Below are 20773 nucleotides of genomic sequence, written 5' to 3' on the forward strand. Positions count from 1 at the left end.
GGAAGACGCGCAGCGGCTCAGGGGGCGCTTCGTGTCAACGAAGCCCCAAACCTCGCGCAATCATTCCGCGCAGGATGTCGCGCGTGCCGCCGCGCAATGAATACGAAGGCGCAACCTCCGTCACGTAGTTGAGGGTGCGCAGCAGCTCCAGCGGAACCTCGGACGCCTCGCGTGCGAACAGGACATCGGCGATGGCGGCGGGAATGGACTGCTCCAGCGTCGTGCCCAACTCCTTGACCAGGGCCGCCTCGACGATGGGGCTTTCGCCGCGCACCAGCTTGTCCTGCACGGCCACCGACATGGCGCGCAGCGGGGCCAGCTCGGTGAACACGCGGCCGGCCAGGCGCAGCGCGCCTTCGCTGCGCTCGCCCGTTGCACGCAGCCAGGCCAGCCATTCGTCGAACAGCACGATGCTGGAGAACAGCCGCTCGGGCCCGCTGCGCTCGAAGGCCAGCTCGGCCGTGACCTGCTCCCAGCCCTGGCCTTCCTGGCCGATCAGGGCGTCGGGCGGCAGCTGCACGTTGTCGAAGAAGACTTCGCAGAAATGGCTGTCGCCCGAGAGGTCGGTGATGGGCCGCACGGTCACGCCCGGCAGCGACAGGTCCACGATGACCTGGGACAGCCCCTTGTGCCGGTCACCCGCCTCGCCCGAGGTGCGCACCAGGGCGATCATGTAGTGGCAGTGGTGGGCGTTGGTGGTCCAGATCTTCTGGCCGTTGAGCACGAAGCCCTTGTCGTTCGGCGCGGCGCGCGTCTTCACGCTGGCCAGGTCCGAGCCCGCACCGGGCTCGCTCATGCCGATGCAAAAGAAGGCCTCGCCCCGGCAGATGCGCGGCAGGTAGAACCGCTTTTGCGCCTCGGTGCCGTACTTGAGGATCAGCGGGCCGCTCTGGCGGTCGGCAATCCAGTGCGAGCCCACGGGCGCGCCGCAGGCCAGGTATTCCTCCACCAGCACGTAGCGCGTGAAGGCGCTGCGCCCGCCGCCGCCGTACTCGCGCGGCAGGGTGACGCCTATCCAGCCCTTTTCGCCCAGCTGCCGGCTCAGTTCGGCGCTGTAGCCGCCCCAGGAGCGCGCACGCACATGGGGCGGCAGGCCGCTTATGGCCTGGGCGAGGAAGGCGCGCACCTCGGCGCGCAGGGCTTCGTCCTCGGCGGGGATGCGGGTCAGGGCAAGGGAATCAAGCACGCTCATTGCAGGGCTCCATGGTTGGACCCCACTCTAGGCAGCCGGTCTGTCGCAGTCCAATATTAAAAACCGAGCCACTGATACCGTTTGAATATCAGGCAGCCTGTGCCTTGGCATGCTGCGCCGCAAAGCCCACATACCAGTCCAGGCAGCCCGGGTTGGCCATGGCCTCCTTGTTGACCACCTTGTCCAGCGGCTGGCCCAGCATCAGCTTCTTGATGGGCAGCTCCTGCTTCTTGCCGCTGAGCGTGCGCGGGATCTCGGCCACCTGCACGATATCGTCGGGCACGAAGCGTGGCGACAGGGCCTGGCGGATGGCGCCCTGCAGGCGCGTGCGCAGGGCGTCGTCCAGATCCACGCCCGGGCGCAGCACCACGAACAGCGGCATGTAGCTTTCGCGGCCCAGGTATTCGAGGTCCACGACCATGGAGTCCAGCACTTCGGGCAGGGCCTCGACGGCGCTGTAGATCTCGCTGGTGCCCATGCGCAGGCCGTGGCGGTTGATGGTGGCGTCGCTGCGGCCGTAGATGATGCAGCCGCCCTCCGGGAGGATGCGTATCCAGTCGCCGTGGCGCCAGACCGGGCCCATGGCGGCGGGGCCGTCGCCGCCGCCGGGCGCGCGGCCATGGCCGGCCGGGTACATGTCGAAGTAGCTGGACAGGTAGCGCTTGCCGTCCGCATCGCCCCACAGGTACAGGGGCATGGAGGGAATGGGCTGGGTGCAGACCAGCTCGCCCACCTCGTCGATGACGGGCTGGCCCTGCTCGTTCCACGCCTCCACGGCCGCGCCCAGCTGGCGGCACTGCATGATGCCCGGCTGCTGGGGCAGCTCGCGGTGGCCGCCGATGAAGGCGCCCGCGAAGTCGGTGCCCCCCGAGATGTTGTTCCACCAGATGTCAGGCCGCCCCATGCCTGCGAACTGCGCCGTGCCCCAGCTTTGCACCTCCGGCGACAGCGGCGAGCCCGTGGTGCCCAGGCTGCGGATGCGCGACAGGTCGCCGCACTGGGCCAGGTCCACGCCGGCCTTCATGCAGTTGGCGTAGAAGGCCGCGCCCGAGCCGAAGCTGGTCACGCCGGTCTCGGCCGCGAAGCGCCACAGCACGCCCCAGTCGGGCCTGTCCTTGCTGCCGCCGGGGCTGCCGTCGAAGATCACGCAGGTGGTGCCGCCCAGCAGGCCCGAGACCTGGGCATTCCACATCACCCAGCCCGTGGAGCTGTACCAGTGGTAGCGCTCGCCCCAGCTGTTGGGGTGGTAGCTGCAGCCCACGTCGTTGTGCAGGGCCTTGAGCTGCAGGGCCACCAGCACCATGCCGCCATGGCCGTGGACGATGGGCTTGGGCAGGCCGGTGGTGCCGCTGGAGTAGACGATCCACAGCGGGTGGTCGAAGGGCAGCCATTCGGGCTCGAAGGCCGCCGTGGCCGCGTCGTCGCGGGCCGTGACCTGGCCGTAGTCGGCGGCATCGGCCAGGCTGGCCTGCAGGTCCAGGTTGGGCACAAGGACCACATGCTCCACGCTGGGCAGGCCCGCGCGCAGCTCCGCCAGCACGGCCATGCGGTCGATATCGCGCCCGGCGTAGTGCACGCCATCGACGGCGATCAGCGCCTTGGGCGCGATCTGGCGGAAGCGGTCCAGCACCGCGTTGGTGCCCATGTCAGGCGCGCAGATGCTCCAGACGGCGCCCAGGCTGGCCGTGGCCAGCAGGGCGACCATGGCCTCGGGGATGTTGGGCAGGTAGGCGGCCACGCGGTCGCCGCGGCCCACGCCCTGGGACTTCAGGTGCAGGGCCAGGGCGGCGACCTGCCGGCGCAGGTCGGGCCAGGACAGTTCGCGGTGGCGGCCCGTCTCGTTGCGGCTGACCACGGCGGGCATGCCGGCCGCATGGGCGGCATCCACATGGCGCAGCGCCTGGCGCGTGTAGTTGATCTGGGCACCCGGAAACCACTGGGCGCCGGGCATGGTGTTGCGCTCCAGCACGGCCGTGTGCGGCGTGGGCGACTGCAGCGCGTTGTAGTCCCAGATGCTTTGCCAGAAGGCGTCCAGGTCGGTGACCGACCAGCGCCACAGCGCGTCGTAGCTGTCGAACTGCAGGCCGTGGCGCTCGCGCAGCCAGTCCTGGTACAGGCGGATCTGGGGGATGAAGGCAGGGGTGTGGCTCATGACCGGCCACGGTACGCGCGCGCTGCCCGCGAGCCCAGACGGGAAAGCCACTAGCCTGGCACCTGGGCGACAAAGTCTGCGGGCCGGATCGCGTATCTCCGCACAAACACTGGGAAAAAATTTCCGCTCCACCCCACCTGCCAGAAAACAAATGCCTCTAATATCGCGCCAATTTTTTACAAGGAGCGATGCCACATGGGCCTTTTCCAATGGACGGAAAAATCCGCCAACCAGCTGCAACGGGGAGGCGTGATCGGCCCCGATGAGCGCCTGCCCTGGCCCCAGACCGGGCTGATGGGCATACAGCACGTGATCGCCATGTTCGGCTCCACCGTGCTGGCGCCCATCCTCATGGGGTTCGACCCCAACGTGGCCGTGCTCATGAGCGGCATCGGCACGCTGATCTTCTTCCTGATTACGGGCGGCAAGGTGCCCAGCTACCTGGGTTCGTCCTTTGCCTTCATCGGCGTGGTGATCGCAGCCACGGCCTATGGCGGCAAGGGCGCCAACGGCAACATCGGCGTGGCGCTGGGCGGCATCATTGCTTGCGGCGCGGTCTATGCGCTGATCGGCCTGGTGGTGCAGATGGTGGGCACGCGCTGGATCGAGCGCTTCATGCCGCCCGTGGTCACGGGCGCCGTGGTGGCCGTGATCGGGCTGAACCTGGCGGCCATCCCCGTCAAGAACATGGCGGCCAACAACTTCGAGTCGTGGATGCAGGCCCTGACCTTCGTCTGCGTGGGCCTGGTGGCCGTGTTCACGCGCGGCATGGTGCAGCGCCTGCTGATCCTGGTGGGCCTGATCGCCGCCAGCCTGCTGTACGGCCTGTTCACCAATGTGCTGGGCATGGGCAAGCCCGTGGACCTGTCGGGCGTGATCAACGCCGCCTGGTTCGGCCTGCCCCAGTTCCACGCGCCCGTGTTCAGCGGCCCGGCCATGGTGCTCATCGTGCCCGTGGTCATCATCCTGGTGGCCGAGAACCTGGGCCACATCAAGGCCGTGACCGCCATGACGGGCAAGAACCTGGACCAGTACATGGGCCGGGCCTTCATCGGCGACGGCGTGGCCACCATGGTCAGCGGCGCGGCCGGCGGCACCGGCGTGACCACCTATGCCGAGAACATCGGCGTGATGGCCGCCACGCGCATCTACTCGACGGCCGTGTTCTTCGTGGCCGCCGTCCTGGCCGTGCTGCTGGGCTTCTCGCCCAAGTTCGGCGCGCTGATCCAGGCGATCCCGCTGCCCGTGATGGGTGGCGTGTCCATCGTGGTGTTCGGCCTGATCGCCGTGGCCGGCGCCAAGATCTGGGTGGACAACCGCGTGGACTTCTCGCAGAACAAGAACCTGATCGTGGCGGCCATCACCCTGATCCTGGGCACGGGCGACTTCACGCTCAAGTTCGGCGACTTCGCGCTGGGCGGCATCGGGACCGCGACTTTCGGCGCCATCATCCTGTACGCGCTGCTGGATCACGCACGCGACGATCAGCCACTGATTCATTGAATGTGAGCACACGCAAACATTCTTTGAACCTTTGACTGCGCGGCAGGGCCTTTACGGGGAAACCCGAGGGCCGCTGCCAGCGCTGCTACCATCGGTTTCCGGAGATATACCGCCCTTGCGTTCTTGCATGGGGCGGTTTTTTTTAGGCTTGCAAGCCAGCGCTGCGGCACCCTGCCGGCTGGCGCGAGCCGTCAGCCGGAGCCATAGATGTCCCTCGCAGACCGCGTACGTTTCCCAGAATTCCTTTCGCGCACCATGACGGCCGAGCAGGCCGCCGCCCTGATCCCCCACGGCGTCAACGTCGGCATGAGCGGATTCACGGGCGCGGGCTACCCCAAGGCCCTGCCCCAGGCCATCGCCCAGCACGCCAAGAGCGAACACGCGGCCGGCCGGCCCTACAAGATCAATGTCTGGACCGGCGCCTCCACGGCCGCCGAGATGGACGGCGCCCTGGCCGAGGCCGGCGCACTGGGCCAGCGCCTGCCCTTCAACACCGACCCGACCTGCCGCGCCAGGATCAATGCCGGCGAGATCGACTTCATCGACATGCACCTGTCCCACGTGGCCCAGCATGCGTGGTTCGGCTTCCTGGGCCCCATGAGCGTGGCCGTGGTCGAGGTGCTGGGCGTGACCGAGGACGGGCGCCTCATCCCCTCCACCGCCGTGGGCAACAACAAGACCTGGCTGGAGATCGCCGACAAGGTGATCCTGGAGGTCAACACCAAGCCGCCGGCCAAGATGGAAGGCATGCACGACATCTACTACGGCACGGCCATCCCGCCGCGCCGCGTGCCCATTGCCCTGACCCATGCCGATGACCGCATCGGCGAGCCCTACCTGCGCGTGGACCCGGCCAAGGTGGTCGCCGTGGTCGAGACCCACAAGGGCGACCGCGACAACGTCTTCGCCCAGCCCGACGCCAACTCCAACCTGATCGCCGCGTCCATCATCGACTTCCTCGCGCACGAGATGAAGATGGGACGCCTGCCCAAGGAGATGCTGCCCATACAGTCGGGCGTGGGCAACGTGGCCAACGCCGTGCTGGCCGGCCTGCTGACGGGGCCGTTCGAGAACCTGCTGGGCTTCACCGAGGTGCTGCAGGACGGCATGCTGGACCTGCTGCGCGCGGGCAAGATGAGCCGCGCCTCGGCCACCTCGATCTCGCTGTCCGGCAGCGCCTACAGGGACTTCGAGGAGAACATCGACTTCTACCGCGACCGCATCATCCTGCGCCCCCAGGAGATCAGCAACCACCCCGAGCTGGTGCGCCGGCTGGGCGTGATCGCCATGAACTCCATGATCGAGGCCGACATCTACGGCAACATCAACTCCACCCACGTCATGGGCACGGGGATGATGAACGGCATCGGCGGCTCGGGCGACTTCGCGCGCAACGGCTATCTGTCCTTCTTCGTCACGCCCTCGGTGGCCAAGGGCGGCAAGATCAGCTGCATCGTGCCCATGTGCTCGCACGTGGACCATACCGAGCACGACACGCAGATCATCGTCACCGAGCAGGGCCTGGCCGACCTGCGCGGCCTGTCGCCGCGCAAGCGCGCCCAGGTCATCATCGACCGCTGCGCCCATCCCGACTTCCGCCCCCAGCTGCAGGACTACTTCGACCGCGCCCAGCGCCAGGGCGCGCTGCACACACCCCACATCCTGGGCGAAGCGCTGAGCTGGCACCAGCGCTTTGTCGAAACGGGCGACATGCGCGCCTGAACTGCGCAAGCGCGCCAGCGCGCAGTCTCCTGGGCTACAGGCAGCCATCGGCATGGCTGCCCGGACTGGCGTAGCATGCAAGGACGGCCCCCGGGGCCGTCTTTTTCGTTGCACCCACAGGACTTCTCCCATGCCGATCTGGAAGCGCAGCTTCACCCTTGAAGACATCACCTCGCTGAGCGCCGACACGGCCGTCTCGCACCTGGGCATCGAGTTCACCGAGATCGGTGACGACTTCCTGCGCGGCCGCGTGCACGTGGACCAGCGCACCTGCCAGCCCTACGGCATCCTGCACGGCGGCGTGAACGTGGTGCTGGCCGAAACCCTGGGCTCGGTGGCCGCGGCCTGCTCCATCCCCGAAGGCTGGCGCAGCGTGGGCCTGAACGTCTCGGCCAACCATGTGCGCGCCGCGCGCCAGGGCTGGGTCACGGGCACGGCCCGCCCCGTGCACCTGGGCCAGACCACCCATGTCTGGGCCATCGAACTGCACGACGAAACCGGCCGCCTGACCTGCACCTGCAGCCTGACCATGGCGCTGCTGCCGCCCACGCATGCGCAGAACGTCAAGCTCGCGGCGCAGCCGCCGGTGGCGGCCCAGCCCTGACCGCTTGATGGACCGGGAACCGTCGCGCTCTCGGTCACGTTGCTGTCGTCCGTTGTATTTCTTCTTCAGTTATTGATAATTGCCTAATCAATACAACAGACTCCGGCATGCCCGCTCCTGGCTCCGCGCTCGAACAAGCCGTTCTGGCACTGGCCGAACAACGGCCGCTGCTGCGCGCACGCGACCTTGCCGCGCTTGGCCTGCCGACCATGGCGCTGAGCCGGCTGGTCGCGGCAGGCCGCCTTGAACGCGTTGCACGCGGCCTGTACAGCCTGCCGGGCCGGCCGCTCAGCGAGCACCGCTCGCTGGCGGAAGTGGCCCTGCGCGTACCGCAGGGCGTGGTCTGCCTGCTGTCCGCGCTGCGGGTCCACGGCATAGGAACGCAGGCACCCTTCGAGGTGTGGATGGCCATTCCCCATCACTCGCCCACGCCCCGCATAGACCAGCCTGCATTGCGCGCCATCCGCATGTCCGGTGCGGCACTGTCCGAAGGCGTGGAAACCCTGCAGATCGATGGCGTCGGTGTCGCCGTCTTCAACGCATCGAAGACCGTGGCCGATTGCTTCAAGTACCGCAACAAGATCGGCCTGGATGTGGCGCTGGAAGCACTGCGCGACGGATGGGCGCAGCGCAAGCTGACGGCCGACGCGCTCTGGCGCTACGCCGCCATCGACCGCGTCAGCAATGTGATACGCCCCTATCTCGAAAGCATCGCCGCATGAGCCGCGATATCGCAGCCTCGATCCGTGCACGTTTGAAGCACTGCGCGGACGCCCGCAGGCAGGACTTCAACCTCACGCTCACCCACTATGGCCTGGAGCGCCTGCTGTACCGCCTGTCCATCTCGCCCCATGCGGACAGCTATCTGCTCAAGGGCGCACTGCTGTTCGCCATCTGGTACGAGCAGCCGCACAGGCCGACCCGCGACGCCGATCTGCTGGGCTTTGGCCTGGACGACGTTGACTCGGCGGTGAGCGCTTTCCGCGAGATCTGCGGGATTGCCGTGGACGACGGCATTGCCTTCGATGCCGCGTCGGTGCGTGGAATCGTCATCCGCAAGGAAGCCGGCTATGGCGGAGTACGGATTGACCTGCGCGCCACGCTGGACGGTGCACGCATCACGCTGCAGGTGGACATAGGCTTCGGCGATGCCGTGACACCATCGCCACAAGCCATCCGCTACCCCGTGCTGCTCGACGGCCTGCCCGCACCGCAACTGCGCAGCTACCCCAAGTACACCGTGGTGGCCGAAAAACTCCACGCGATATGCCTGCTGGGCATGGCCAATACCCGGATGAAGGACTACTTCGATCTCTGGGTGTTGATGACCGAAGGCACGCTGGACCCTGCCGAACTGCGGCGCGCCATGGCAGCGACCTTCGAGCGCCGCCAACTCGCGCTGCCCGCAGGCCTGCCTGCCGGATTGAGCGATGGCTTCAGCAGCGATGCGGCCAAGCAGGCGCAGTGGGCCGCCTTCCTGAAGAAGAACCGGCTTGCAGCGCTGGAGCTGGCCCCTGTCGTGGCAAGGCTGCGAGAGGAATTCCAGCAATGCGGCATCTTCTGATACCGCCTGGAAGTCCTCCACATCCCCCGCCATCTCAAACCCCCAGCAACTCCGACAGGCGCTCCGGCTGCGCCAGCAGCTCCCGCGAATCGGCCTGCAGCGCCAGCCGGCCCTTGGCCATGACGACGGCGCGGTCGGTGTGGGCCAGGACCTTTTTGTAGTCGCGGTCCACGATCAGGGTGGAGATGCCGGTGCTGCGGATGGCGGCGATCACGCGCCAGATTTCGGCGACGACCAGGGGGGCCAGGCCTTCGGTGGCTTCGTCGAGGATGAGCAGGCGCGGGTGCGTCATCAGCGCGCGGCCTATGGACAGCATCTGCTGCTCGCCGCCAGAGAGCTGGTCGCCGCTGTTGGCCAGGCGCTCCGCGAGCCGGGGGAAGGTGTCGAGCACGCGCTCCAGCGTCCAGTGGCGCTCTCCCTGCAGGCCGGGGCGGGCGCTCATGACCAGGTTCTCGCGCACGCTGAGGTTGGGGAAGATGCCGCGCCCCTCTGGCACATAGCCAATGCCCAGCCGCGCCATGCGTTCGGGCGGTGCGCCCGTGCAGTCGCGGCCATCGGCGCGCAGGCGGCCGCGGCGCGCGGGCACATAGCCCATGAGCGTGCGGATCAGCGTGGTCTTGCCCATGCCGTTGCGCCCCAGCAGGCCCACGGCCTGGCCCGCGCCCAGCGCCAGGCTCACGCCCTGCAGGATGTGGCTGCCGCCGTAGTAGGTATGCAGCTCGTCGATGGCGAACATGGGCTCAGTCATGGTCTTCTCCCAGATACGCAGTACGGACCACGGGATCGACACGGATCTGCGCGGGCGTGCCCGTGGCCACCACGCTGCCGTTGACCATCACGGTGATGCGGTCGGCGATGCGGAACACGGCGTCCATGTCGTGCTCGACCAGCAGCACCGCGTGGCCGCGCTTGAGCTCCTGCAGCAGGGCCAGCATGCGCTCGGTCTCCTCGGCGCCCATGCCGGCCAGCGGTTCGTCCAGCAGCAGCACGCGCGGGCCGGTGGCCAGGCACATGGCCACTTCAAGCTGGCGCTTGGCGCCGTGGCTCAGCGTGCCGGCCACGGCCAGCGCCTGCCCGGCCAGGCCCGCACGCTCCAGGGCCGCATGGGCCTGGCGCAGGCTGTCCGCGCAGCGCTGTGCGGACAGGCCCAGCTGCCAGGGCCTGAGCGCCATCTGCGCCTGGGCCGCGAGCCGGCAGTTCTCCAGCGCCGAGAACTCGGGAAAGATGGTGGTGCGCTGGTAGCTGCGGCCCACGCCGGCACGCGCGCGCCGGGGCTGGGGCATGCGCGTGACGTCCTGGCCCGCGAGCGCGATGCGCCCCGCGCTGGCCGCCAGTTCGCCCGAGAGCATGTTGACCAGGGTGGACTTGCCCGCGCCGTTGGTGCCGATCACGGCATGGACCTCGCCCTCATGCAGGTCCAGGTCCACGCCGCCCACGGCCGTGAGCCCGCCGAAGCGGCGCGTGAGGCCGCGCACCGAAAGCAGTGCCGCATCAGCCATGTCCGGCCTCCTTGTGATGGACCTCGTTGTGCACTCCAGCGCGTTGCCGTGCAAGGCCCGCCAGCCCGATCAGCCCCATCAGTCCTTTCGGCAGCAGGGCCACGAGCACGATGATGGCCAGGCCCAGGCTCAGCTGCCAGTGGTCGGCCATGGGGCCGACGATGGCATGCGTGGACAGCACCTCCTTGAGCGCGATGAAGGCCACCGTGCCGAGCACGGCGCCGCGCAGCGAGCCCAGGCCGCCGAGGATGACCATCAGCAGCACCTCACCCGAGTGGTGCCAGGACAGCAGCTCGGGGTTGACCACGGCATCGCGCACCGCCAGCAGAAAGCCCGCCACGCCGGCCAGCATGCCGGCCAGCACGAAGGCCGCGAGCTTGTACCCGTAGGTGGTGAAGCCGGCCGCACGCATGCGCTGTTCGTTGACGCGTATGCCCGCCAGCGCCGCGCCGAAGCGCGACTGGCGCAGCCCGGCCAGGAAGGCATAGACCAGCACCAGGGCGGCCAGCACCACGTAGTACTGCACGCGCGGGATTTCCATGTCGATGGCGCCCAGCGCGGGCCGGGCCATCAGGTAGATGCCATCGCTGCCGCCGCCGATGCCCGTGTCGTGGACCACGAAGTAGGCCATCTGTGCGAAGGCCAGCGTCACCATGATGAAGTAGATGCCGCGCGTGCGCAGGCTCAGCAGGCCCACCAGCAGCGCATAGCCGCCCGAGGCCAGCAGCGCCCAGCCCAGCATGGCCGGCAGGCTGCCGCCTTCGTTGCCTGCGGACAGCACGGCGGCATAGGCGCCCAGGCCCATGAAGGCCGCATGCCCCAGGCTCACCAGGCCCGTGCCGCCCACCAGCAGCTGCAGGCTGAGCGCGAAGATGGCCAGGATCATGGTCTTGACCACCAGGCCCGACAGATAGTCCGACCACCAGGGGCCGGCCATCGCCAGCAGCGCCACGCAGGCCAGCGGCACGGCGCAGGCCTGCCATCGGCAGGCGCGCTGCGGCATCTCTGCGGGCTGCACGGCGGCCGCCAGCAGGGCCGGAGAAGGATTGGATACGGCCATTGTTCAGCTCCTTTGCCCCATCAGGCCCTGGGGCCGCCACACCAGCACCACCGCCATCAGCAGGTAGACGCTCATGCCGCTGAGCTCCTGGAAGAACAGCTTGCCGAAGGTATCGACAAAGCCCACCAGCAGCGAGGCCAGCAGCGCGCCCGTGATCGAGCCGATGCCGCCGATCACCACCACCACGAAGCAGATGATGAGCACGTTGCCGCCCATGCCCGGATAGACCGAACTCATGGGCGCGGCGATCATGCCCGCCAGTGCCGCCAGCGCCACGCCGATGGCGAAGACGATGCGGTACAGGCGCTTCACGTCGATGCCCAGGCCGCGCACCATGTCGCGGTTGCTGGCGCCCGCGCGCACCATCATTCCCAGGCGCGTGCGGTTGACCACCCAGTACAGCGCCAGCGCCACCAGCAGGCACACGCCCGAGGCGAACAGCCGGTACCACGGATAGCTCATGAGCCCGCCCAGCGAGAAGCTGCCCGACAACCAGCCGGGCAGCGGCACGCCATGCACGTCGTTGCCCGCCAGCAGCGAGCGCAGCTCCTCGAACACCAGGATCAGCCCGAAGGTCATCAGCACCTGCTGCAGGTGCTCGCGCTCGTAGAGGTAGCTGAAGAAGGCCCACTCCAGCGCATAGCCCAGCACCACGGTCAGCGCCACTCCGGCCAGCAGCATGGTGATGAAGTGCTGGCCCAGCAGCGGGGACAGCGCAAAGGCCATGTAGGCGCCGATCATGTAGAAGCTGCCATGGGCCAGGTTGATCACGCCCATGATCCCGAAGATCAGCGTCAGGCCCGAGGCCAGCAGGAACAGCAGCAGCCCGTACTGGACGGCGTTCAGGCACTGCACGAGAAAGGTGGCAAGGTCCATGGCGATGTCCGTATGCGTCCGTATATGAGTGCGCCCCGCGCCTCACATGCGGCAGCCGCGGCCGGTATCGCCCAGGGCCTTGATGGCCACGCCCATGCGCTGGTTCTCCTTGCCCACGACCTTGCGCAGGTACATGTCCTGCACGGGGTTGTGCGACTTGCTGATGGTGAAGTCACCGCGCGGGCTGGGGATGGTGGCCTTCTCGATGGCCTGGCGGAACTCGGCCTTCTTCGCGATGTCGCCGCCCGCCGCCTTCAGGCCCACGCCCAGCATCTGGGCGGCGTCGTAGCCCTGCACGGCATACACATCGGGCATCAGCTTGTAGGCCTGGGCATAGGCGGAGCGAAAGCGCCGGTCGCGCTCCGTGCCCAGCTCGTCGGCGTAGTGCAGCGTGGTCAGCACGCCCTGGGCGGCCTCGCCCTGGGCCTCCAGCGTGCCGTCGGTCAGAAAGCCCGAGCCGTACAGCGGGATGGTCTTGTGCAGGCCGGCCGCGTGGTAGTCCTTGACGAACTTGACGGCGCCCGCGCCCGCGAAGAAGGCAAACACCGCATCGGGCCTGGCCGCCGCGATCTCGGTCAGCAGGGCCTGGAACTCCACGTTGGGAAAGGGCACGGTGAGCTGCTTGCTGACCTTGCCGCCCTCCTTCTCGAAGCCTTCCTTGAAGGCATTGGTCATCTCCTCGCCGGCCGCGTATTTCCAGGTGATGGTCATGGCGGTTTTCCTGCCTTCCTGCCTGGCGGCCACCACGCCCATGGGATAGGAGGACTGCCAGTTGGAGAAGGACGAGCGGAAGATGTTGGGCGCGCACATGGCGCCCGTGACCGCATCGGCGCCCGCATTGGGCACGATGAGCACGGTGCCGCTTTCCTTGGCCGCGCGCGCCATGGCCATGGCCACGCCCGAATGCACGGTGCCCACCAGCACATCGACCTTGTCGCGCTTGATCAGGCGGTTGACGTTGTCCGTGGCCTTGGCCGGATCGGACTCGTCATCGACCTTGAAGAACTCGATCTCGCGCCCGCCCAGCCTGCCGCCCTGCTCGTTCACGAACATGCGAAAGCCGTTCTCTATGGCCGAGCCCAGCGCCGCATAGGTGCCGCTGTAAGGCAGCATGAAGCCGACCTTGATCCTGTCCTGCGCATATGCGCCGCAGGACAGGGAGGCCGTCAGGGCGAGGACGGCCCAGTGTTTGCGATCGGTGTTCATGCGTGTCTCCTTGTGGTGGATGGGTCTTGCTTTTGTCAGGGGAATCGGAAGGGGCTGTTCAGCCGACGCTGGCCTCGCGTTCACGCAGGCGAAAGCGCTGGATCTTTCCGGTGGCGGTCTTGGGAAGTTCGTCCACGAACTCGATGAAGCGCGGGTACTTGTAGGCGGCCAGGCGCTGCTTCACGAAGGCCTTGAGTTCGGCCTCGGTGGCGCTGCAGCCGTCCTTGAGCACGACGAAGGACTTGGTCTTGAGCAGGCCGTCTGCGTCGGTCTTGCCGATCACGGCGGCCTCCAGCACGGCCGGGTGCTGCATCAGCGTGGCCTCGACCTCGAAGGGCGAGACATAGATGCCGCTGACCTTGAGCATGTCGTCGCTGCGCCCGGCATAGGTGTAGTAGCCATCGGCGTCGCGCACGTACTTGTCGCCGCTCTTGAGCCAGCCGCCCTGGAAGGTCTCGCGCGTCTTGTCGCGGTTGCCCCAGTACATGAGGGCGGCGCTGGGCCCCTGGATGAACAGGTCGCCCACCTCGCCATCGGCCACGGGGCGGCCGTCCTCGCCGCGCAGCTCCACGCGGTAGCCGTCCACGGGCTTGCCCGTGGTGCCGTAGCGGATGTCGCCGGGCCGGTTGGACAGGAAGATGTGCAGCATCTCGGTGGAGCCGATGCCGTCCACGATGTCGGCGCCGAAATGCGCCTTGAAGCGCTGGGCGATCTCGGCCGGCAGCGCCTCGCCGGCCGAGGAGCACATGCGCAGGCTGACCTGCTCGCGCGCGGGCAGCAGCGGCGAGGCCAGCATGCCCGCAAAGCCCGTGGGCGCGCCGAAGAACACCGTGGGCCGGTGCTGCACCCAGCGCGCGAAGGTGGCCTCGGGCGTGGGCCGCTCGGCCATCAGCAGCACGGTGGCGCCCACGCTCAGCGGAAAGCTCAGGGCATTGCCCAGGCCGTAGGCGAAGTAGAGCTTGGCGGCGGAAAAGCAGATGTCGCCCTCGCCCAGGCCCAGCACCGGGCCGCCATAGAGTTCGGCCGTCCAGTACGGATTGGCATGCGTGTGGACCGCGCCCTTGGGCTTGCCCGTGGAGCCCGAGGAATACAGCCAGAAGCCCGGGTCATCGCCCAGCGTGGGCGCCGGTGCGGGCAGCGGCGGCTGCGCCGCCAGCCAGGGCTGCAGGGGCGCAAAGCCTGCGGCGCGAGCCGCCTCTTCGTCGCCGGCCACCCAGACATGGCGCACCTCGTTGGGCGCCCGGTCCAGCGCCTGGCGCAGCAGGGGCAGCAGCGCATCGCAGGTCAGCACGGCCTGGGCGCGGCTGTGGCCCAGCATGTAGGCGTAGTCGTCGGCCGTGAGCAAGGTGTTCACCGCCACCGGCACCACGCCCGCATACAGCGCGCCCAGAAAGGCCACGGCCCATTCATGGCGGTCGTGCATGAGCAGCAGCACGCGCTCCTCGCGGTGGATGCCCGCCGCCAGCAGGCCGCTGGCCATGCGCTGCGCCTGCTGCTGCAGCTGGCCGTAGCTCAGCGTGCCGTGGTCGTCGATGTAGGCGATCTTGCCGGGCCGCCCCTCATTGAGCGCGAACAGGTGCGCGGCGAAATTGAAGGGCTGGGTGAAGTCGATCATCGGGGTCTCCTTCGACATCGGGCATCCGGCCCGACTTGTGATCTTCCGCACAACATGCAATATTGTGCGTGCATCAGAAAGATAGTTAGAACACCACCGAGCGTCAAGCACTATATTGCATGGCTGGTGTTAACCCCGACTGTTTATCATTCACGCCCTCTTCAAGGAAACTCTATGGACCAGTTCGAGACGGCAGCCCAGTCCGCCGGGGCGGCGGATTCCCTCTCAGAAGCCCCCAGGAACCAGGTGCTGCAGGCGCTGGGCGAGCGTGTGCGCAGCCTGCGCTCGCGCCGGGGCATGACGCGGCGCGCCCTGGCGGCGGCGGCCGATGTCTCGGAGCGCCACCTAGCCAACCTCGAATACGGCACGGGCAATGTGTCGGTGCTGGTCCTGCACCATATTGCACAGGCCCTGCAATGCTCCATGGCCGAGCTGCTGGGCGACGTGACCACCACCAGCGCCGAATGGCTGCTGATCCGCGAACTGCTGGAAGGCCGCAATGAAGAGGACCTGCGCCGCGTGCGCCTGGCCGCAGGCGAGCTGCTGGGCACGGCGCCCAGCGACCGCCAGCGCCACACGCGCATCGCCCTGATCGGACTGCGCGGCGCGGGCAAGTCCACACTGGGCCGCATGCTGGCCGAGCAGCTGGGCGTGCCCTTCCTCGAACTCAACCAGGAAATCGAGCGCATTGCCGGCTGCAGCGTGCGCGCCATCCACGACCTGTACGGCGCCAACGCCTACCGCCGCTACGAGCGCCGCGCGCTGGAGGAGGCCGTGCAGATCTACAGCGACGTGGTCATCGCCACGCCGGGCGGCATCGTCTCCGACCCGGCCACCTTCAACGAGCTGCTGTCGCACTGCACCACGGTCTGGCTCAAGGCCCAGCCCGAGGAGCACATGGCCCGCGTCGTGGCCCAGGGCGACACCCGCCCCATGGCCGCCAATCCCGAGGCCATGGACGATCTGCGCAGCATCCTCGAAGGCCGCGCCGGCTTCTACGCCAAGGCCGACCACGTGGTGGATACCAGCGGCCAGACGCTGGAGCAGAGCTTCGACCAGTTGAAGGCACTGTTCCTGCCCGCACGCTGAGACGGCGGCAGCAACCCACGGCATCCAGGTCCCAGGCCTGGATTTTTTTCGCCTGCACTGCTGGGGTTTACCCTGGATATCAACAAAACACGCACTATCGTGCGTGTTGTTGCGTGCATTTTTTGAATGAATCTGCATAATTGTGCCTGCACCGTATCTGCGACTGCACTATTTTTCATCCAAGAGGCCGTCCATGCACCCGTCCAGCCCCACTGTCGATTACCGCACCGAGCCCGCCCAGTACCGCCACTGGTCGTTCACCGTCGAGGGCGCCATCGCCCGCATGCAGCTGAACATCGCCGAGGACGGCGGCATACGGCCCGGCTACAAGCTCAAGCTCAACAGCTACGACCTGGGCGTGGACATCGAGCTGCACGACGCGCTCAATCGCATCCGCTTCGAGCATCCGCAGGTGCGCACCGTCATCGTCACCAGCGGGCGCGACCGCATCTTCTGCTCGGGCGCCAACATCTTCATGCTGGGCGTGTCCAGCCATGCCTGGAAGGTGAACTTCTGCAAGTTCACGAACGAGACGCGCAACGGCATCGAGGACAGTTCGCGCCACTCGGGCCTGAAGTTCCTGGCCGCCGTCAACGGGGCCTGCGCGGGCGGCGGCTACGAGCTGGCCCTGGCCTGCGACGACATCGTGCTGATCGATGACCGCTCCTCCTCCGTCTCCCTGCCCGAGGTGCCGCTGCTGGGCGTGCTGCCCGGCACGGGTGGCCTCACGCGCGTGACCGACAAGCGCCATGTGCGCCATGACCTGGCCGACATCTTCTGCACCAGCGTGGAAGGCGTGCGCGGCCAGCGCGCCGTGGACTGGCGCCTGGTCGATGCCGTGGCCAAGCCCGCGCAGTTCGAGGCCGTGGTGGCCCAGCGCGCGCAGCGCCTGGCCGAGGGCAGCACGCGCCCCGCCAATGCGCAGGGCATCACGCTCACGCGCCTGGAACGCGAAGCCACGGACGACGCGCTGCACTACCGCCATGTCAGCGTGCAGATCGACCGCGCGCGCCGCAGCGCCACGCTGACCGTGAAGGCGCCCACGCTTGGGCAAGGCCCGCAGCCGGCCACCATCGAAGCCATCGAGCAGGCCGGCGACGCCTGGTGGCCGCTGGCCATGGGCCGCGAGCTGGACGACGCCATCCTGCACCTGCGCACCAATGAGCTGGACGTGGGCACCTGGCTGCTCAAGACCGAAGGCGATGCCGCCGCCGTGCTGGCCGCAGACGCAGCCCTGCTGGCCCACCAGGACCACTGGCTGGCGCGCGAGACGCTGGGCCTGCTGCGCCGCAGCTTTGCGCGGCTGGATGTGTCCTCGCGCACGCTGTTCGCGCTGATCGAGCCCGGCTCCTGCTTCGTGGGCATGCTGGCCGAGCTGGCCTTCGCGGCCGACCGCGCCTACATGCTGGTGCTGCCCGATGACACCGAGCGCGCCCCGCGCATCCAGCTGGACGAATTCAATTTCGGCCTGCTGCCCCTGGTCAACGACCAGTCGCGCCTGCAGCGCCGCTTCTACGAGGAGGCCGCGCCGCTGGAGGCCGCGCGCGCCGCCACGGGCCGCGCGCTGGACGGCGACCAGGCCCTGGCCCTGGGCCTGGTCACGGCCGCGCCCGACGACATCGACTGGGACGACGAGATCCGCATCGCCATGGAAGAGCGCGCCGCCATGTCGCCCGATGCACTCACGGGCCTGGAGGCCAACCTGCGCTTTGCCAGCCGCGAGAACATGGTCACGCGCATCTTCGGGCGCCTGTCGGCCTGGCAGAACTGGATCTTCAACCGCCCCAATGCCGTGGGCGACAAGGGCGCTCTCAAGCTCTACGGCACGGGCCAGAAGGCCGGCTTCGACTTCAACCGCGTCTGACCGCAGGCACGCCCCGAAACATCCACGGAGACCCCACCATGAGCGCCATCAACTACAGCGAGAAGATCCCCAACAACGTCAACCTCGGCGAAGACCGCACCCTTCAGCGCGCGCTGGAGAGCTGGCAGCCCAACTTCCTGAACTGGTGGGGCGACGTGGGCCCCGAAGGCTCCACCGACTACGACGTCTACCTGCGCACCGCCATCAGCGTGGACCCCCAGGGCTGGGCCCAGTTCGGCCACGTGAAGATGCGCGACTACCGCTGGGGCATCTTCCTGAACCCGGCCGAGGCCGACCGCAAGGTGCACTTCGGCGACCACGCGGGCGAGAAGGCCTGGCAGGACGTGCCCGGCGAGCACCGCGCCAACCTGCGCCGCATCATCGTCACCCAGGGCGATACCGAGCCCGCCTCGGTGGAGCAGCAGCGCCACCTGGGCCTGACCGCGCCGTCCATGTACGACCTGCGCAACCTGTTCCAGGTCAACGTGGAGGAAGGCCGCCACCTGTGGGCCATGGTCTACCTGCTGCACAAGCATTTCGGCCGCGACGGCCGCGAGGAGGCCGAGGCCCTGCTGGAGCGCCAGTCCGGCGACGAGAACAACCCGCGCATCCTGGGCGCCTTCAACGAGAAGACGCCCGACTGGCTGTCCTTCTTCATGTTCACCTACTTCACCGACCGCGACGGCAAGTTCCAGCTGGCCGCGCTGGCCGAAAGCGCCTTCGACCCGCTGGCGCGCACCACCAAGTTCATGCTGACCGAGGAGGCCCACCACATGTTCGTGGGCGAGTCCGGCGTCTCGCGCGTGCTGCAGCGCACCTGCCAGGTCATGAACGAGCTGCGCACCGACGACGTGGGCCGCCTGCGCGCGGCCGGCGTGATCGACCTGCCCACGCTGCAGCGCTACCTGAACTTCCACTACAGCGTGACCATCGACCTGTTCGGCGCCGACCAGTCCAGCAATGCCGCCACCTTCTACAGCAGCGGCCTCAAGGGCCGCTACGAGGAAGGCAAGCGCGCGGACGACCACCGCCTGCACGACCAGCACTACAAGGTGCTGGAAGTGGTGGACGGCAGGCTGCAGGAAAAGGAAGTGCCCATGCTCAACGCGCTCAACGAGGTGCTGCGCGACGACTACATCAAGGACTCCAACGCGGGCGTGGGCCGCTGGAACAAGGTCATGGAAAAGGCCGGCATCGACTTCCGCCTCACCGTGCCGCACAAGGCCTTCAACCGCCAGATCGGCGCGCTGGCCGGCGTGCGCATGAGCCCCGACGGCCGCGTGGTCAGCGAGCAGGAATGGCGCATGCGCGAGGCCGAATGGCTGCCCACGGACGCCGACCGCGCCTTCGTCGCCTCGCTCATGGGCCGCTGCGTGGAGCCGGGCCAGTTCGCGGGCTGGATCGCGCCGCCGGTCATGGGCATCAACCGCCAGCCCGTGGATTTCGAATACGTGCGCTTCAACTGAAGCGCCGCGCCAGCAGGGAGTCGCCCATGACAGTCGCCTTGGTAGAACACGGCATCCTCACGCAGCACCTGATAGACCCGGAGATCTGCATTCGCTGCAACACCTGCGAGGCGACCTGCCCCGTGGGCGCCATCACGCACGATGACCGCAACTACGTGGTCCTGGCCGAGCAGTGCAACGGCTGCATGGACTGCGTCTCGCCCTGCCCCACGGGCGCCATCGACAATTGGCGCAAGGTGCCGCTGGCGAGCGCCTATCCCGTGGCCGAGCAGCTGCTCTGGGACGAGCTGCCCGAGGAGCTGCCGCCTGAGGCGCTGGTCCAGGCACGGGCCCAGGCACAGGACACAGTGGACGCGCCCGCCGCCGAGGACCTGAGCCAGGCCCAGGCCGTGATCGCGGCGGCCGCCACGCGCGGTGCGGATGCGGCCCGGCCCGATGACCAGGCCGATACCCAGGTGTTGCGCAGCGCCAGCTACGGCGCCACCGTGCCGCCCTGGTCAGCCGCCCATCCGTACACCAACCTGCATGGCCCCAGGAGCCCCGTCACGGCCACCGTGGTCGGCAACCTCAACTGCACGGAGGCGGGCTTCGACAGCGAGACCCACCACATCGTGCTGGACTTCGGCAGCCAGCCGTTCCCCGTGCTCGAAGGCCAGTCCATCGCCGTCATCGCGCCCGGCACCGATGCCCAGGGCCGCCCGCATGTGGCGCGCCAGTACTCGGTGGCCAGTGCGCGCAATGGCGAGCGGCCCGGCTACAACAACCTGGCGCTGACCGTGAAACGCGTCACCCAGGACCACCAGGGCCGCCCCGTGCGCGGCGTGGCCAGCAACTACCTGTGCGACGCACGCATCGGCGACAGGGTCCAGGTCATAGGCCCGTTCGGCCAGTCGTTCCTGATGCCCAACCATCCCCGCTCGCACATCGTGATGATCTGCACGGGCACGGGCAGCGCCCCCATGCGCGCCATGACCGAATGGCGCAGGCGGCTGCGCAAGAGCGGCAAATTCGAGGGCGGCAAGCTCATGCTGTTCTTCGGCGCACGCACGCCGCAGGAGCTGCCCTACTTCGGCCCGCTGCAAAGCCTGCCGCGCGACTTCATCGACAACAACCTGGCCTTCTCGCGCGTGGCCGGCCAGCCCCGGCGCTACGTGCAGGATCTGCTGCGCGAACGTGCGGCCGACCTGGCGGCCCTGCTGCGCGACGACAACGCGCACTTCTACGTCTGCGGAATCAAGAGCATGGAGGAAGGCGTGGTGCTGGCACTGCGCGACGTGGCGCAGCAATCGGGACTGGACTGGGAACAGGTCGGCGCGCGCCTCAAGCGCGAAGGCCGGCTGCACCTCGAGACTTATTGACCC

At 68.1% G+C, this 20773-nt stretch carries 17 protein-coding genes; 9 read left to right on the top strand and 8 right to left on the bottom strand.

Translation table 11 applies throughout. The features are described from left to right. Positions 1-34: 34 nt before the first annotated feature. Positions 35-1192, bottom strand: a complete 1158-nt coding sequence (locus JHD82_RS05905) for an acyl-CoA dehydrogenase family protein (protein WP_199135702.1) — start codon at positions 1190-1192, stop codon at positions 35-37. Positions 1193-1280: 88 nt separating this feature from the next. After that, the gene (locus tag JHD82_RS05910) at positions 1281-3344 is read right to left on the bottom strand and encodes an acetoacetate--CoA ligase (RefSeq protein ID WP_199135703.1); all 2064 of its coding nucleotides are present in this window, start codon (positions 3342-3344) and stop codon (positions 1281-1283) included. 195 nt (positions 3345-3539) lie between these two features. On the opposite strand from JHD82_RS05910, the gene JHD82_RS05915 reads away from it, so the two are divergent. The 5 genes from JHD82_RS05915 (at position 3540) to JHD82_RS05935 (ending at position 8737) form a co-directional block, all read left to right on the top strand. Continuing rightward, the gene (locus JHD82_RS05915; RefSeq protein ID WP_012202026.1) at positions 3540-4847 is read left to right on the top strand and encodes a solute carrier family 23 protein; all 1308 of its coding nucleotides are present in this window, start codon (positions 3540-3542) and stop codon (positions 4845-4847) included. 207 nt (positions 4848-5054) lie between these two features. Continuing rightward, positions 5055-6569: an acetyl-CoA hydrolase/transferase family protein gene (locus JHD82_RS05920; protein WP_043789488.1), complete on the top strand. Its 1515-nt coding sequence runs from the start codon at positions 5055-5057 to the stop codon at positions 6567-6569. 130 nt (positions 6570-6699) lie between these two features. Beyond that, positions 6700-7173 (top strand): hotdog fold thioesterase, encoded by a 474-nt coding sequence (locus JHD82_RS05925; RefSeq protein ID WP_012202024.1) that lies wholly within the window; start codon positions 6700-6702, stop codon positions 7171-7173. Positions 7174-7280: 107 nt separating this feature from the next. Continuing rightward, entirely contained in the window at positions 7281-7895 is a 615-nt protein-coding gene (locus JHD82_RS05930; RefSeq protein ID WP_199135704.1) for a type IV toxin-antitoxin system AbiEi family antitoxin domain-containing protein, read from the top strand. After that, positions 7892-8737 (top strand): nucleotidyl transferase AbiEii/AbiGii toxin family protein, encoded by an 846-nt coding sequence (locus tag JHD82_RS05935; protein ID WP_199135705.1) that lies wholly within the window; start codon positions 7892-7894, stop codon positions 8735-8737. Before JHD82_RS05930 ends, JHD82_RS05935 begins: the two co-directional genes overlap by 4 nt. A 34-nt stretch (positions 8738-8771) precedes the next feature. On the opposite strand, the gene JHD82_RS05940 is transcribed toward JHD82_RS05935, so the two are convergent. Genes JHD82_RS05940 through JHD82_RS05965 form a run of 6 tightly spaced genes read right to left on the bottom strand, consistent with a single transcriptional unit; the run spans position 8772 to position 14993 of the window. Next, positions 8772-9485 carry an ABC transporter ATP-binding protein gene (locus JHD82_RS05940; protein ID WP_374191638.1) on the bottom strand — a complete coding sequence of 238 codons (714 nt, stop codon included), beginning with the start codon at positions 9483-9485 and terminating at the stop codon, positions 8772-8774. Next, positions 9478-10236: an ABC transporter ATP-binding protein gene (locus JHD82_RS05945; RefSeq protein WP_126311553.1), complete on the bottom strand. Its 759-nt coding sequence runs from the start codon at positions 10234-10236 to the stop codon at positions 9478-9480. The genes JHD82_RS05940 and JHD82_RS05945 overlap by 8 nt, the downstream gene beginning before the upstream one ends. Then, positions 10229-11296 carry a branched-chain amino acid ABC transporter permease gene (locus JHD82_RS05950; RefSeq protein ID WP_199135706.1) on the bottom strand — a complete coding sequence of 356 codons (1068 nt, stop codon included), beginning with the start codon at positions 11294-11296 and terminating at the stop codon, positions 10229-10231. The genes JHD82_RS05945 and JHD82_RS05950 overlap by 8 nt, the downstream gene beginning before the upstream one ends. Before the next feature lie 3 nt (positions 11297-11299). Further along, positions 11300-12172 carry a branched-chain amino acid ABC transporter permease gene (locus tag JHD82_RS05955; RefSeq protein WP_013799989.1) on the bottom strand — a complete coding sequence of 291 codons (873 nt, stop codon included), beginning with the start codon at positions 12170-12172 and terminating at the stop codon, positions 11300-11302. A gap of 42 nt (positions 12173-12214) precedes the next feature. Next, the gene (locus JHD82_RS05960) at positions 12215-13378 is read right to left on the bottom strand and encodes an ABC transporter substrate-binding protein (protein WP_013799988.1); all 1164 of its coding nucleotides are present in this window, start codon (positions 13376-13378) and stop codon (positions 12215-12217) included. A gap of 58 nt (positions 13379-13436) precedes the next feature. Beyond that, the gene (locus JHD82_RS05965) at positions 13437-14993 is read right to left on the bottom strand and encodes a benzoate-CoA ligase family protein (RefSeq protein ID WP_199135707.1); all 1557 of its coding nucleotides are present in this window, start codon (positions 14991-14993) and stop codon (positions 13437-13439) included. A gap of 174 nt (positions 14994-15167) precedes the next feature. Between JHD82_RS05965 and JHD82_RS05970 the strand changes: the two genes are divergently transcribed. From JHD82_RS05970 to boxA, 4 genes are all read left to right on the top strand, one after another. Further along, positions 15168-16082 (top strand): helix-turn-helix transcriptional regulator, encoded by a 915-nt coding sequence (locus tag JHD82_RS05970; RefSeq protein ID WP_012202015.1) that lies wholly within the window; start codon positions 15168-15170, stop codon positions 16080-16082. 193 nt (positions 16083-16275) lie between these two features. Continuing rightward, complete coding sequence (gene boxC, locus JHD82_RS05975) at positions 16276-17946, top strand: 2,3-epoxybenzoyl-CoA dihydrolase (RefSeq protein ID WP_012202014.1); 1671 nt, start codon at positions 16276-16278, stop codon at positions 17944-17946. Between the two features lie 38 nt (positions 17947-17984). Then, entirely contained in the window at positions 17985-19412 is a 1428-nt protein-coding gene (boxB, locus tag JHD82_RS05980) for a benzoyl-CoA 2,3-epoxidase subunit BoxB (RefSeq protein ID WP_047217550.1), read from the top strand. A 26-nt stretch (positions 19413-19438) separates the two neighbouring features. Continuing rightward, the gene (gene boxA, locus JHD82_RS05985) at positions 19439-20770 is read left to right on the top strand and encodes a benzoyl-CoA 2,3-epoxidase subunit BoxA (RefSeq protein WP_199135708.1); all 1332 of its coding nucleotides are present in this window, start codon (positions 19439-19441) and stop codon (positions 20768-20770) included. The last annotated feature ends 3 nt before the right edge of the window (positions 20771-20773 follow it).

This window comes from Delftia sp. ASV31, assembly GCF_016428765.1.
GTDB classification, from domain to species: domain Bacteria; phylum Pseudomonadota; class Gammaproteobacteria; order Burkholderiales; family Burkholderiaceae_C; genus Comamonas; species Comamonas acidovorans.